Here is a 14370-nt window from a genome sequence, read left to right on the forward strand (position 1 = left end):
GCAGGGCGGCCACCCTCTCGGGTGACCGCCCTGCGGTTACTGCTCTGCTGCGACTCAGCCGTTGTACGGGCCGTAGTCGTAGTCCTCCAGCGGGACAGCCTGGCCGGAGCCGGTGCCGAAGGGCGAGTAGTCGATGTCGTCGTAGCCGACGGCCGAGTACATCGCGGCCTTGGCCTCTTCGGTGGGCTCGACCCGGATGTTGCGGTAGCGGGACAGACCCGTACCGGCCGGGATGAGCTTACCGATGATGACGTTCTCCTTGAGGCCGATGAGGCTGTCGGACTTGGCGTTGATCGCCGCATCCGTCAGGACTCGGGTCGTCTCCTGGAAGGAGGCGGCCGACAGCCAGGATTCCGTCGCCAGCGAGGCCTTGGTGATACCCATCAGCTGCGGACGGCCGGAGGCGGGGTGACCGCCCTCGGTGACCACGCGACGGTTCTCGGTCTCGAACTTCGAGCGCTCGACGAGCTCGCCCGGCAGGAGCTCCGCGTCGCCGGACTCGATGATCGTCACGCGGCGCAGCATCTGCCGGATGATGATCTCGATGTGCTTGTCGTGGATCGACACGCCCTGCGAGTTGTAGACCTTCTGGACTTCGCCGACCAGGTGGACCTGGACGGCACGCTGGCCGAGGATGCGCAGCACGTCGTGCGGGTTGGTGGCACCCATGGTGAGCTTCTGGCCCACCTCGACGTGGTCGCCCTCGTGCACGATGACCTTGGCGCGCTTGGAGATCGGGAAGGCCGTCTCCTCGCTGCCGTCGTCGGGCGTGATGACGATCTTCTTCGTCTTCTCGGTCTCCTCGATCCGCACGCGGCCGGCGGCCTCGGAGATCGGGGCGACACCCTTCGGGGTACGGGCCTCGAAGAGCTCGACGACACGCGGCAGACCCTGCGTGATGTCGTCACCGGCCACACCACCGGTGTGGAAGGTACGCATCGTCAGCTGGGTACCGGGCTCACCGATGGACTGGGCGGCGATGATGCCGACCGCCTCACCGATGTCGACCAGCTTGCCGGTGGCCAGCGAGCGGCCGTAGCAGAAAGCACAGGTGCCGACCGCGGACTCACAGGTCAGGACCGAGCGGGTCTTGACCTCCTCGACGCCGTTCGCGATGAGGGCGTCGATGAGCACGTCGCCGAGGTCCACGTTCGCCGGCGCGATGACCTTGCCGTCGATGACGACGTCCTCGGCCAGCATGCGGGCGTACACGGAGGTCTCGACGTCGTCCGCCTTGCGGAGGACACCCGCCTCGTCCTTGACACCGATCTTGAGCTTGAGGCCGCGCTCGGTGCCGCAGTCCTCCTCGCGGATGATGACGTCCTGCGAGACGTCCACCAGACGACGGGTGAGGTAACCCGAGTCGGCGGTACGCAGGGCGGTGTCCGCCAGACCCTTACGGGCACCGTGCGTGGAGATGAAGTACTCCAGAACGGTGAGGCCCTCACGGAAGGACGCCTTGATCGGACGCGGGATGGTCTCGTTCTTCGCGTTCGACACCAGACCACGCATACCGGCGATCTGTCGCATCTGCATCATGTTTCCTCGGGCACCCGAGTCAACCATCATGAAGATGGGGTTCGTCTTGGGGAAGTTCGCGTTCATCGCCTCGGCGACCTCGTTGGTCGCCTGCGTCCAGATCTGGATGAGCTCCTGAGTGCGCTCTTCCTTGGTGATCAGACCGCGCTCGTACTGCTTCTGGACCTTCTCGTCCTTGGCCTCGTAGCCCGCGACGATTTCCTTCTTCGCCTCGGGAACGACGACGTCGGAGATGGCCACGGTGACGCCCGAACGGGTCGCCCAGTGGAAGCCGGCCGCCTTCAGGTTGTCGAGCGTCGCCGCCACGATGACCTTGGGGTAGCGCTCCGCCAGGTCGTTGACGATCTCGGAGAGCTGCTTCTTGCCCACCGAGTAGTCGACGAACGGGTAGTCCTCGGGCAGCAGCTCGTTGAAGAGCGCGCGACCCAGGGTCGTCTTCAGACGGAAGCTGTCGCCCGGCTGGAACTCCTGCTCGCCCTCTTCGGCGACCGGCGCCACCCAGCCGCGCGGCGGGATGGTGCCCACCGGGAAGCGGATGTCGACGGACGACTGCAGCGCGAGCTCGCCGGCGTCGAACGCCATGATCGCCTCGGCGGTGGAGCCGAACGCACGGCCCTCGCCCTTGACGTCACGGAGCTCACCGTCGGTGGTCAGGAAGAACAGACCCAGGACCATGTCCTGCGTCGGCATCGTGACCGGACGGCCGTCGGCCGGCTTGAGGATGTTGTTCGAGGACAGCATCAGGATGCGGGCCTCGGCCTGCGCCTCCGCGGAGAGCGGGAGGTGCACAGCCATCTGGTCACCGTCGAAGTCCGCGTTGAACGCGGTGCAGACGAGCGGGTGGATCTGGATGGCCTTGCCTTCGACCAGCTGGGGCTCGAAGGCCTGGATGCCGAGGCGGTGCAGCGTGGGCGCACGGTTCAGGAGGACCGGGTGCTCGGCGATGACCTCTTCGAGGACGTCGTACACGACCGTGCGGCCGCGCTCGACCATCCGCTTGGCGCTCTTGATGTTCTGCGCGTGGTTCAGGTCGACCAGGCGCTTCATCACGAACGGCTTGAAGAGCTCCAGCGCCATGGCCTTGGGCAGACCACACTGGTGCAGCTTCAGCTGCGGACCGACGACGATCACGGAACGCGCGGAGTAGTCCACGCGCTTGCCGAGGAGGTTCTGACGGAATCGACCCTGCTTGCCCTTGAGCATGTCGCTCAGGGACTTCAGCGGACGGTTGCCGGGGCCCGTGACCGGGCGACCACGACGGCCGTTGTCGAAGAGGGCGTCGACCGCCTCCTGGAGCATGCGCTTCTCGTTGTTCACGATGATCTCGGGGGCACCGAGGTCGAGAAGGCGCTTCAGGCGGTTGTTGCGGTTGATCACACGGCGGTACAGGTCGTTCAGGTCGGAGGTCGCGAAGCGGCCACCGTCCAGCTGCACCATCGGACGAAGGTCCGGCGGGATGACCGGCACGCAGTCGAGCACCATGCCCTTGGGGCTGTTGCTGGTCTGCAGGAACGCGGAGACGACCTTGAGGCGCTTGAGCGCACGGGTCTTCTTCTGGCCCTTGCCGGTACGGATGATCTCGCGGAGGCGCTCGGCCTCCTCCTCCAGGTCGAAGGACTCCAGGCGCTTCTGCAGCGCCGCGGCACCCATCGAACCGTCGAAGTACGTACCGAAGCGGTCGCGCAGCTCGCGGTAGAGCAGCTCGTCGCCCTCCAGGTCCTGGACCTTGAGGTTCTTGAAGCGGTTCCACACCTCGTCGAGGCGGTCGATCTCGCGCTGGGCGCGGTCACGGAGCTGCTTCATCTCGCGCTCGGCACCCTCGCGCACCTTGCGGCGCACGTCGGCCTTCGCACCCTCGGCCTCAAGCTCGGCCAGGTCGGTCTCGAGCTTCTTGGCCCGGCCTTCGAGGTCCGCGTCACGGCGGTTCTCGATCTGCTGGCGCTCGACGGAGACGTGGGCCTCCAGCGACGGCAGGTCGCGCTGACGGCGCTCGTCGTCGACGAACGTGATCATGTACGCGGCGAAGTAGATGACCTTCTCAAGGTCCTTCGGCGCGAGGTCCAGCAGGTAGCCCAGTCGCGACGGGACGCCCTTGAAGTACCAGATGTGGGTGACGGGAGCGGCAAGCTCGATGTGGCCCATCCGCTCACGGCGCACCTTGGCGCGCGTGACCTCGACGCCACAACGCTCACAGATGATGCCCTTGAAGCGGACACGCTTGTACTTGCCGCAGTAGCACTCCCAGTCCCGGGTAGGACCGAAGATCTTCTCGCAGAAGAGTCCGTCCTTCTCGGGCTTGAGGGTGCGGTAGTTGATGGTCTCCGGCTTCTTGACCTCGCCGTGCGACCAGGTTCGGATGTCGTCCGCGGTGGCAAGGCCGATCCGCAGCTCGTCGAAGAAGTTGACGTCGAGCACTGTGCGTCAATCCCTCTTTCGGGGTCGAGTCTCAATCATGGTCTGAACGGTCCCGGGGATGACGGGGGGCTCTTGAGCGAGCCCCCCGTCAGGCCCGTCAGACCTCTTCGACGCTGCTCGGCTCGCGCCGGGACAGGTCGATACCGAGCTCCTCCGCCGCGCGGAAGACGTCCTCGTCGGTGTCGCGCATCTCGATGGACATGCCGTCCGAGGACAGCACCTCCACGTTGAGGCAGAGCGACTGCATTTCCTTGATGAGCACCTTGAAGGACTCGGGAATGCCCGGCTCGGGGATGTTCTCGCCCTTGACGATGGCCTCGTAGACCTTCACGCGGCCGGTGACGTCATCGGACTTGATGGTCAGCAGCTCCTGGAGGGCGTAAGCGGCGCCATAAGCCTCGAGCGCCCACACCTCCATCTCACCGAAGCGCTGGCCACCGAACTGCGCCTTACCACCCAGCGGCTGCTGCGTGATCATCGAGTAGGGGCCGGTCGAACGCGCGTGGAGCTTGTCGTCGACCAGGTGGTGGAGCTTGAGGATGTACATGTACCCGATCGAGATCGGGTCCGGGAACGGCTCACCGGAGCGGCCGTCGAACAGGCGCGCCTTGCCGGACGGGAGGACCAGGCGGTCACCGTCGCGGTTCGGGATGGTGTGCTCGAACAGGCCGGCGAGCTCGTCCTCACGGGCGCCGTCGAACACGGGGGTGGCGACGTTGGTGCCGGGCTCGACGCGGTCGGCGCCGATGACCTTCAGACGCTCGGCCCAGTCCTCCGCGAGACCGGAGACGTCCCAGCCGCGGCTGGCGAGCCAGCCGAGGTGGATCTCCAGGACCTGTCCCGGGTTCATTCGGGACGGGACACCCAGCGGGTTCAGGATGATGTCGACCGGCGTGCCGTCCTCAAGGAAGGGCATGTCCTCGATCGGAAGGATCTTGGAGATGACACCCTTGTTGCCGTGGCGGCCGGCGAGCTTGTCACCGTCGGTGATCTTGCGCTTCTGGGCGACGTAGACGCGGACCAACTGGTTCACGCCCGGAGGAAGCTCGTCGCCCTCCTCGCGGTCGAAGACGCGGACACCGATGACCTTGCCGATCTCACCGTGAGGGACCTTGAGCGAGGTGTCACGCACCTCGCGGGCCTTCTCACCGAAGATCGCGCGGAGCAGGCGCTCCTCCGGGGTCAGCTCGGTCTCACCCTTGGGCGTGACCTTGCCGACCAGGATGTCGCCGGCGACGACGTCCGCACCGATGCGGATGATGCCGCGCTCGTCGAGGTCCGCGAGGACCTCCTCGGAGACGTTCGGGATGTCCCGGGTGATCTCCTCGGGGCCCAGCTTGGTGTCACGGGCGTCGACCTCGTGCTCCTCGATGTGGATCGAGGAGAGGACGTCGTCCTGCACGAGGCGCTGCGACAGGATGATCGCGTCCTCGTAGTTGTGACCTTCCCAGGGCATGAACGCGACGAGCAGGTTCTTGCCGAGGGCCATTTCGCCCTCTTCGGTCGCGGGACCGTCGGCGAGGACCTGGGCCTCGATGATGCGGTCACCCTCGTTGACGATGACCTTCTGGTTGACCGAGGTGCCCTGGTTCGAGCGGGAGAACTTGGCGACGCGGTACGTGGTGTACGTGCCGTCGTCGTTGGCGACGGTGATGTAGTCGGCCGAGACCTCCTGGACGACACCGTCCTTCTCCGCCTTGATCGAGTCACCGGCGTCGACCGCACAGCGGTACTCCATGCCGGTGCCGACGAGCGGGGCCTCCGCCTTGATGAGCGGAACGGCCTGGCGCATCATGTTCGCGCCCATGAGGGCACGGTTGGCGTCGTCGTGCTCCAGGAAGGGGATCATCGCGGTCGCGACGGACACCATCTGGCGCGGGGAGACGTCCATGTAGTCGACGTCGTCGCCGGCGATGTAGTCGATCTCGCCGCCACGACGGCGGACCAGCACGCGGTTCTCGGTGAAGCGCATCTCGTCGTTCAGGCCGGCGTTGGCCTGGGCGATCACGAAGCGGTCTTCCTCGTCCGCGGTCAGGTAGTCGACGTCGTCGGTGACGACGCCCTCGACGACCTTGCGGTACGGGGTCTCCACGAAACCGAACGCGTTGACGCGGCCGTAGGAGGCGAGCGAGCCGATCAGACCGATGTTCGGGCCTTCGGGGGTCTCGATCGGGCACATGCGGCCGTAGTGCGACGGGTGGACGTCACGGACCTCGAAGCCGGCCCGCTCACGGGACAGACCACCGGGACCCAGCGCCGAGAGACGACGCTTGTGCGTCAGACCCGACAGCGGGTTGTTCTGGTCCATGAACTGCGACAGCTGGCTGGTGCCGAAGAACTCCTTGATGGAGGCGACGACCGGCCGGATGTTGATCAGGGTCTGCGGCGTGATCGCCTCGACGTCCTGCGTGGTCATGCGCTCGCGCACGACGCGCTCCATACGAGCCAGACCCGTGCGGACCTGGTTCTGGATGAGCTCGCCGACGTTGCGCAGACGACGGTTGCCGAAGTGGTCGATGTCGTCGGTCTCGACGACGATCGAACGGCCCGACTCACCGATGGTCTCGGCCTCGCCCGCGTGGAGCTTCACGAGGTACTTGATCGTCGCGATGATGTCGTCGGTGGTGAGCACACCGGCGTCCAGCGGCTCATCGGCGCCGAGCTTCTTGTTCACCTTGTAGCGGCCGACCTTGGCGAGGTCGTAGCGCTTCGGGTTGAAGTAGAGGTTCTCGAGCAGCGTCTGAGCGGCCTCGCGGGTCGGCGGTTCGCCCGGACGCAGCTTGCGGTAGATGTCGAGCAGCGCGTCGTCCTGGCCCTGGGTGTGGTCCTTCTCCAGGGTGGCGCGCATGGACTCGTACTCGCCGAACTCTTCGAGGATCTGCTCGGTGGTCCAGCCGAGAGCCTTCAGGAGGACGGTGACGGACTGCTTGCGCTTGCGGTCGATGCGGACACCGACCATGTCGCGCTTGTCGACCTCCATCTCCAGCCAGGCACCCCGGGACGGGATGATCTTGGCGGAGAAGATGTCCTTGTCGGACGTCTTGTCGATGGAGGAGTCGAAGTAGACACCCGGGGAACGGACGAGCTGCGACACGACGACGCGCTCGGTGCCGTTGATGACGAAGGTGCCCTTGTTGGTCATGAGCGGGAAGTCGCCCATGAAGACCGTCTGAGACTTGATCTCACCGGTCTCGTTGTTCGTGAACTCGGCCGTGACGAAGAGCGGCGCCGCGTACGTGAAGTCGCGCTCCTTGCACTCGTCGACAGAGTTCTTCGCCGGCTCGAAACGGTGGTCGCGGAAGGTCAGCGACATCGACCCGGAGAAGTCCTCGATCGGCGAGATCTCCTCGAAGATCTCTTCCAGACCGGACTTGGTGGGGACGTCCTGTCCACTCTCAAGCGCCGACTCGACGCGGGACTTCCAGGCGGCGTTGCCGAGCAGCCAGTCAAAGCTCTCGGTCTGCAGCGCCAGGAGGTTCGGAACCTCGAGGGGCTCCTTGATCTTTGCAAAGGAGATGCGCAGCGGGGCGGTGCTGGCACCGTTGTTCGTATTGGTCGAGGCGTTGCGCGAGGCGGCCAAGAGGGGGTCCTTCCGAGGGCTCGGACTCACTACGCGCGTACCGGTCCCAGCCGACACAGAAGACGGAGTGTCCCCAGCTGGCCAAAAGACCAGGTCAGGGCATATCAATCAGGTGTGCTCAAGCGTGGGCATGACCCTGGCGACGGGCAGGGGTCAGCTAACAGGCAGCGCAAAGGGTCAGTGTAGCCACTCGGCTCACTGATGTCCAGACCAGGTTTCCGGAAACCGGCAACAGGCCTTCCCCAGCTCGTTCAAACCAACACCAACGCTGCGACCCTCGTACACAGAGCGCGTATCAGTACTGCCCTCTTCGTAGTCGATCCATGCCTCGAATCCGGGATCGACCCGGCCGAGCTGGCGACGGCTCTGAGAATTGCGCGCCGCTGGCCGTTCGTCAAGGCCCCGTGCTCCGAGCGGATCATCCGCGGACCCCGCACCGGGGCAACGATGATCACCCTACTCCCCAACGAGACCAGGGCAAGTCAGGCACTGGGGGTACGCCAAAGGGCGACCACCCTTACGGGTGATCGCCCTTTGAAGGGGCCTCAGAGGGCCCCAGAGGTGTTACTTGACCTCGACGCCAGCGCCGGCGGCCTTGAGGGCCTCGGCGGCCTTGTCAGCGGCCTCCTTGTTGACCTTCTCGAGGACCGGCTTCGGGGTGCCGTCGACGAGGTCCTTGGCCTCCTTCAGACCCAGGGAGGTCAGCTCGCGCACGACCTTGATGACCTGGATCTTCTTGTCGCCCGCACCGGTGAGGATGACGTCGAACTCGTCCTTCTCCTCCTCGGCCTCGGCGGCGGGGCCGACACCGGCCGGACCGGCAACGGCGACGGCCGCGGCGGCGGTGACGTCGAACTTCTCCTCGAAGGCCTTCACGAACTCGGAGAGCTCGATGAGGGTCATCTCCTCGAACTGGGCGAGGAGGTCGTCCTGAGAGAGCTTCGCCATGATGGGCGATCCTTCCACTAATTCGGCAGGTGCCGGATGTATTGAGAGGCGGGCGTAACGGCCCGCTACGACCCACGCACTAGGCGGCGTAGATCAGTGCGCGAGCCGAATTACTCGGCACCGCCCTGCTCGGCGAGCTTGACGCGAAGCGCTTCCGCAGTGCGGACGAACTTCGACGGCAGCGCCTGGAAGAGCGAGGCAGCCTGGGACTGCTTGCCCTTGAACGCGCCGGCCAGCTTGCTGAGCAGAACCTCGCGGGACTCGAGGTCCGCGAGCTTCTTGATCTCATCGGCGGTCAGCGCCTTACCGTCAAGGACACCGCCCTTGATGATGAGGTTCGGGTTCTCCTTGGCGAAGTCACGAAGACCCTTCGCCGACTCCACCGGGTCACCGGTGATGAAGGCGGCGCCCGTCGGACCGGTGAACTGGTCGTCGAGCGAGGTGATCCCGGCGTTGTTGGCCGCAATCTTGGTCAGCGTGTTCTTCACCACGGCGTACTGGGCGTTCTCACCGAGCGAACGACGCAGCGTCTTGAGCTGCGCAACGGTGAGACCCCGGTACTCGGTCAGCACAACGGCGTTCGAGCTGCGGAACTGGTCCTCAAGCTCGGCTACCGCAGCAGCCTTGTCGGGCCTTGCCATAGAGCGTCGGCCTCCTTCCGGGTGATGAGGACCGCTCAGAAGGGGCTGGACAAACAAAACGCCCCGGCGCATGGCGCACGGGGCACGGCTCAACCGAAATGACATTCCGGGAACTTTCCTCGAACACCTGCGCAGGACGTCCGCTCGCAGCGAATCCTTCGGCCACCGTCCTCTTTCGAGCACGGCAACGACCAGCGGTCTTTGGCTTCTCCGGAAGCGTACGCGAAGGCAACCGGACGAGGCAAATCGCCTCAGGAGCCGCCCTTCAGCACCGCGTCGAAGTCGGCGACCTGGTCGGCCGGCGGGGCCTTCACCGGCGCGACCTGGCCGAAGCCGTCGAAGGTGGCGCTGGTGCTGGAGGTTCCCTTGTCGTCCTTGCTCACCATGAGGACGCGCGAGGGGAAGCCGTCCTTGCCGATCCACACGTCCGCCTCCAGGGCCGTGAGGTGCTTCACGGCCTCGTGGAGGTTCCGGCGGTCCTGCTCCGGCATCACCTTGGTGGACTCGTCGGCCGCCTGGAGGTCCGCGCCGGTGAGAAGGGCCCGGTAGTGCCGGGACCCGGGGGTGTCGGCGGCCATGGCCGGGACCAGGGCGACCTTGGGCTGGCCCAGGAGCAGGGCGAGGTACTCCGCCGGGTCCTCGTTCATCCGTACGCCGGGCTTGCCTCCCGAGGACAGGTCCAGCTTCATCCAGGGCTTGCCGTCGACCGGGGTCTTGAGCTCGGTGTAGACCACGTCGCCGGTCATGACGGAGCGGGACTCCGACGTGGGACCCTTGATCTTCAGGTCGTGGGCCGACGGGTACCAGCCCTTCGTGCCGGTCTGGGTGGTGGTCTTGCCCTCGCTGTCCGTGCCGGACATCTCTGCCATGGCGAACTTCGCCGCCGCCGTCTTGAGCCAGGACGCCTTGACCGCCTCCACGGGGGACGGCGCCCGGTCCGCGGGAGTCGTGGCGCCCCCGCCGGCCGCACCCCCGCCCGCGTCGGCGCCAGCCCCGCCATCGCAGGCGGTGAGGCCGCCCACGAGCAGCAGGACACCCGCCATGGCGGCGCCGGTCCGTGTCCGGACAGCCTGATTCATCTGGTTCTCCCCCGTGTGCGGTCCCCCTGCGACCCCCGACCCTACGCGGAAGATCGAAAAGGCCGCCACGAAGAAACCGGGCCCCCGGCTCCCGGAAGGGAGGCGGAGGCCCGGTCTCAGGTGCGCCGCGGCGCGGTCAGGCGCCGCCCGTACCGCCCGAGTCCTTCATCATCTCGGCCAGGTCCACGATCTGGTCGGCCGGCGGAGCGGAGACCTCGACCGGCTTGTTGATGTCCTTGAACTTGATGGTGATGTCCATCGGGCCGGACGTGCCCTGGCCCTGCGTGCGGACCTGCTTGGCCTGGTCGGCCTCGTCGATCCAGATGTCCATGGTCAGGCTCTTGATGCCCTGCTCTTCGAGCGCCTTGGCGTTCTTCTCCTGGCGGTCCTTGGCCTCGGGGGTCGAGGTGGCGCTGAGGGCCTTCAGCTCGTCGATCGTGACGGTGCCGGCCAGGTGCGTCGTCTTCTGGCCGTCGATGGTCTCCTCGCCGACCTTCTTGAGGTCCTTGGAGGCGCTCAGGCTGCCGGCCGTGTCGGCCGGGTTCTGGCCCTGCTGGGCCGAGCCGAGCGAGTCCAGCTCCTTGGCCTGCTCCGGAGCCAGCGCCTTGAGGTCGAACTTCAGCCACTTGCCGTCGCTGCCCATGTACATGACGCCGTCGAGAAGACGCATCTCCACCTTGGCGCCCGGCTCCTCGGGCGAGTCCATCTTCATCGACATGGCCATCGCGGGCTTGAGCCGCATGGCGACCTCGCCGGTGATGCTCTGCCCCGCGGCCTTGCCGGTCATGGTGTAGCCGAGGGAGGTGATCTCCTCGGACTTCTTCTTCGTCTTCTCCAGGTACGCGGCCGGCGCGACCTCCGCCGGCTTCTTCGCGGCCTGGGACGGGGCCGCCGGGGCCCCGTTGTCCTTCTTCTTCGCTCCGTCCCCGTTCTCGCACGCGGTGGCGCCGCCTGCGAGCAGGAGCGCGGCCAGGACGGCTCCGACGGTCTTCTTCTGGTACGCCTTCATGTGTTCCCCACCCCGGGTATGCAAGGCAGCGGCCCGCTCCGGGCGGTCTTGCCCGTGGCCTTGCTGCCGGCACTGACTGTACGTCTCACCGCTGACAGTAATCGCACAGCATTCGCACATGAAGCAGAAAACGGGCCCTCCGCCCCCGGAAGGGGGCGAAGGGCCCGTTCAACCACGCGGTGGTCGGATCAGGCAGAGGCCGGATCAGACAGCGGCCGGGTCTTCCTCGACGAGGAGGTTCCGGGTGCGGTTGGAGTCCAGCTGGATGCCGGGGCCCATCGTGGTGCTGAGGGCGGCCTTCTTGATGTAGCGGCCCTTGGCGGCGGACGGCTTCAGACGGATGATCTCGTCCAGGGCCGCCGCGTAGTTCTCGACCAGCTGCTCATCGGAGAAGGAGACCTTGCCGATGATGAAGTGCAGGTTCGAGTGCTTGTCGACGCGGAACTCGATCTTGCCACCCTTGATCTCGGTGACAGCCTTGGCGACGTCCATCGTGACGGTGCCGGTCTTCGGGTTCGGCATGAGGCCACGGGGACCGAGCACGCGGCCGAGGCGGCCGACCTTGCCCATGAGGTCCGGGGTGGCCACAACGGCGTCGAACTCGTTGAGGCGGTTGCCCTTAGCGATCTCGTTGATCAGCTCGTCGTCGCCGACAATGTCGGCGCCGGCGGCCACCGCGGCCGCAGCACGGTCACCGGTCGCGAAGACCAGGACCCGGGCGGTCTTGCCGGTGCCGTGCGGGAGGTTCACGGTGCCACGGACCATCTGGTCGGCCTTACGCGGGTCGACACCCAGACGGAAGGCGACCTCGACGGTGCTGTCGAACTTGGTCGCGGAGGTCTCCTTGGCGAGACGGACGGCCTCGAGCGGGGCGTAGAGCTTTTCCCGGTCGACCTTGGCGTCCGCAGCGCGGAGAGTCTTGCTGCGCTTCACTTCTGCTCCTGTGTTGTGACTTCAGGCGTGGAGTCGTGGTGCGGACCAGCGCTTGGTCCTACCACTGTCGTGCTGGGGTGGCTGAATCAGCCTTCGACCGTGATGCCCATCGAACGCGCGGTGCCGGCGATGATCTTCTCGGCGGCGTCGATGTCGTTGGCGTTCAGGTCGGGCATCTTGATCGTGGCGATCTCGCGGACCTGGTCACGCGTCAGCTTGGCGACCTTGGTCTTGTGCGGCTCGCCAGAGCCCTTCTCCACGCCCGCGCTCTTCAGGATGAGGCGCGCGGCCGGCGGAGTCTTGGTGATGAAGGTGAAGGAACGGTCCTCGTAGACCGTGATCTCCACCGGCACGACCATGCCACGCTGCGACTCGGTCGCGGCGTTGTAGGCCTTGCAGAACTCCATGATGTTGACGCCGTGCTGACCGAGCGCGGGGCCGACCGGCGGAGCCGGGTTGGCCGCACCGGCCTTGATCTGGAGCTTGATAAGCCCCGTGATCTTCTTCTTCTTGGGAGGCATTGCTCTCTCCGGGTCCTAGTGAGAGTTTTCAGCCGCCAACCGGTCATCCGGATGGAGGCATACCGCACCACGATAACGGGTATAGGCGCGGGGCTAAAAACCGAGCAGGTCAGACCGCCCTTCGCGGGCTGGTCTGACCTGTTTCGGAAGCGTCGCTCAGAAGATCTGGATCAGTTCTTCTGGATCTGGTCGAAGCTCAGCTCGACCGGGGTCTCGCGGCCGAAGATCTCCACGAGGCCCTTGACCTTCTTCGAGTCCGGGTTGATCTCGTTGATCGTCGCCTGCAGCGTGGCGAACGGGCCGTCGGTGACGGTGACCGAGTCGCCGACCTCGAAGTCCAGGACCTCGATGGTGCGCTTGACGGCGGGGGCCGGCAGACCGGCCTCCTCGGCAGCCTGCTTGGCCGCCTTCTCCTGCGCCTCGGGGGCGAGCATCTTGACGATCTCGTCGAGGGTCAGCGGGTACGGGTCGTAGGCGTTGCCCACGAAGCCGGTGACGCCCGGGGTGTTGCGGACGACGCCCCAGGACTCGTTCGTCAGATCCATGCGGACGAGAACGTAACCGGGCAGCTTGTTCTGCCGGACGTTCTTGCGCTCGCCGTTCTTGATCTGGACGATCTCTTCCTCGGGCACCTCGGCCTGGTAGATGAACTCCTCGACGTTCAGCGAGACGGCACGCTGTTCGAGGTTCGCCTTCACGCGCTTCTCGTAGCCCGCGTAGGTGTGGATCACGTACCACTCGCCGGGGAGCAGGCGCAGCTCGTCGCGGAGGGCCTGGATGGGGTCGACCGGCTCGGCGGGCTCGACCTCGGCGGCCTCTTCGGCCTCCTCGTCGGCCTCGGCCAGGGCGTCGCCCTCGTCCTCGTCGGCGTCCTCGTCCTCGACGTCGGCGGCCTCTTCGGCGTCGGCGTCGTCATCGGCCTCGGCGTCGACCTCGTCCTCGACGTGCAGGGCGGCTTCCTCGGCGGCGATGCCGGCCTCGGCGTCGGCGAGCTCGGCCTCGTCGGGGTCCACAGCGTCTGCCGCCTCGACGATGTCGAGCTCGTCCTCGACGGACTCGACGGAGTCGTGGCTCACGTTCAGGTTCGGGTCAGACACGGTGGCTGCTTCTTCCTGGATACAAAAGGTGGTGGAACATGCGAAAACGGGCGGCACCCATCAAGGCGCCGCCCTCCGCGGGGATCAGCCGAAGACGAACTTGATGGCTTCCTGGAACCCATAGTCAATCACGGTCACCAGACCGATCATGATGACGACGAAGACAATCACCACGGTGGTGTACGTCGAGAGCTGGTTACGGGTGGGCCATACGACCTTGCGGAGTTCCGCGACGATCTGGCGGTAGAAAAGCGCGAGACGGCCGAGAGGGCCCTTCTTGCCGCGCTTGCCGCCCTTGCGGGCCTTCTTCTCGCGGGTGTCGTCCTCGGCGTCAGGCATGTCGATGGAGCCCAGGGCGTCCGTCACGTCTCTCACCTGAATCCGGGTCGTGGCCGTAGCCGCGCCCGGTTGCGCCGCACGGCGTTGCATCGAAGTACGTACCTGCGCACACGTCCGAGAGGAGTGTGAAGCAGGGCCGGAGGGACTCGAACCCCCAACCGCTGGTTTTGGAGACCAGTGCTCTACCAATTGAGCTACGACCCTTTGCGCCCCCCAACCTACCGCATCCGAGCGAGTGCACGGAGTGCTCACGCTCTGGGGCCGCTGTT

Annotated in this window: 10 protein-coding genes and 1 tRNA gene; all 11 read right to left on the minus strand. The window is 66.1% G+C overall.

What is annotated here, in order from left to right:
* Window positions 1-54 precede the first annotated feature (54 nt).
* Window positions 55-3954, minus strand: a complete 3900-nt coding sequence (locus OG295_RS13770) for a DNA-directed RNA polymerase subunit beta' (protein WP_030230602.1) — start codon at window positions 3952-3954, stop codon at window positions 55-57.
* A 97-nt stretch (window positions 3955-4051) separates the two neighbouring features.
* Complete coding sequence (gene rpoB / locus OG295_RS13775; RefSeq protein ID WP_371677138.1) at window positions 4052-7534, minus strand: DNA-directed RNA polymerase subunit beta; 3483 nt, start codon at window positions 7532-7534, stop codon at window positions 4052-4054.
* 564 nt (window positions 7535-8098) lie between these two features.
* On the minus strand, window positions 8099-8482 hold the full coding sequence (gene rplL, locus OG295_RS13780) for a 50S ribosomal protein L7/L12 (protein WP_266574554.1): 384 nt from the start codon (window positions 8480-8482) through the stop codon (window positions 8099-8101).
* Window positions 8483-8592: 110 nt separating this feature from the next.
* Window positions 8593-9123 (minus strand): 50S ribosomal protein L10, encoded by a 531-nt coding sequence (gene rplJ / locus OG295_RS13785; protein ID WP_266574556.1) that lies wholly within the window; start codon window positions 9121-9123, stop codon window positions 8593-8595.
* A gap of 251 nt (window positions 9124-9374) precedes the next feature.
* Window positions 9375-10202 carry a hypothetical protein gene (locus OG295_RS13790; RefSeq protein ID WP_371677139.1) on the minus strand — a complete coding sequence of 276 codons (828 nt, stop codon included), beginning with the start codon at window positions 10200-10202 and terminating at the stop codon, window positions 9375-9377.
* Window positions 10203-10338: 136 nt separating this feature from the next.
* The gene (locus tag OG295_RS13795; RefSeq protein ID WP_371677140.1) at window positions 10339-11211 is read right to left on the minus strand and encodes an LppX_LprAFG lipoprotein; all 873 of its coding nucleotides are present in this window, start codon (window positions 11209-11211) and stop codon (window positions 10339-10341) included.
* Between the two features lie 204 nt (window positions 11212-11415).
* Window positions 11416-12144: a 50S ribosomal protein L1 gene (rplA, locus tag OG295_RS13800; RefSeq protein ID WP_266841125.1), complete on the minus strand. Its 729-nt coding sequence runs from the start codon at window positions 12142-12144 to the stop codon at window positions 11416-11418.
* An 86-nt stretch (window positions 12145-12230) separates the two neighbouring features.
* The gene (rplK, locus tag OG295_RS13805) at window positions 12231-12665 is read right to left on the minus strand and encodes a 50S ribosomal protein L11 (protein ID WP_030230579.1); all 435 of its coding nucleotides are present in this window, start codon (window positions 12663-12665) and stop codon (window positions 12231-12233) included.
* Window positions 12666-12835: 170 nt separating this feature from the next.
* Complete coding sequence (gene nusG, locus OG295_RS13810; RefSeq protein WP_371677141.1) at window positions 12836-13762, minus strand: transcription termination/antitermination protein NusG; 927 nt, start codon at window positions 13760-13762, stop codon at window positions 12836-12838.
* A gap of 84 nt (window positions 13763-13846) precedes the next feature.
* On the minus strand, window positions 13847-14128 hold the full coding sequence (secE, locus tag OG295_RS13815; RefSeq protein WP_030230573.1) for a preprotein translocase subunit SecE: 282 nt from the start codon (window positions 14126-14128) through the stop codon (window positions 13847-13849).
* Window positions 14129-14232: 104 nt separating this feature from the next.
* A tRNA-Trp gene (locus OG295_RS13820) sits at window positions 14233-14305 on the minus strand.
* Between the last annotated feature and the right edge of the window lie 65 nt (window positions 14306-14370).

The organism is Streptomyces sp. NBC_01276, from assembly GCF_041435355.1.
Taxonomy (GTDB): domain Bacteria; phylum Actinomycetota; class Actinomycetes; order Streptomycetales; family Streptomycetaceae; genus Streptomyces.

Bases quoted from the DNA above. Each gene is read 5' to 3' on its own strand.
- rplL (WP_266574554.1), bottom strand. From the start codon at position 8,482: ATGGCGAAGCTCTCTCAGGACGACCTCCTCGCCCAGTTCGAGGAGATG.
- rplJ (WP_266574556.1), bottom strand. From the start codon at position 9,123: ATGGCAAGGCCCGACAAGGCTGCTGCGGTAGCCGAGCTTGAGGACCAG.
- OG295_RS13790 (WP_371677139.1), bottom strand. From the start codon at position 10,202: ATGAATCAGGCTGTCCGGACACGGACCGGCGCCGCCATGGCGGGTGTC.
- OG295_RS13795 (WP_371677140.1), bottom strand. From the start codon at position 11,211: ATGAAGGCGTACCAGAAGAAGACCGTCGGAGCCGTCCTGGCCGCGCTC.
- rplK (WP_030230579.1), bottom strand. From the start codon at position 12,665: ATGCCTCCCAAGAAGAAGAAGATCACGGGGCTTATCAAGCTCCAGATC.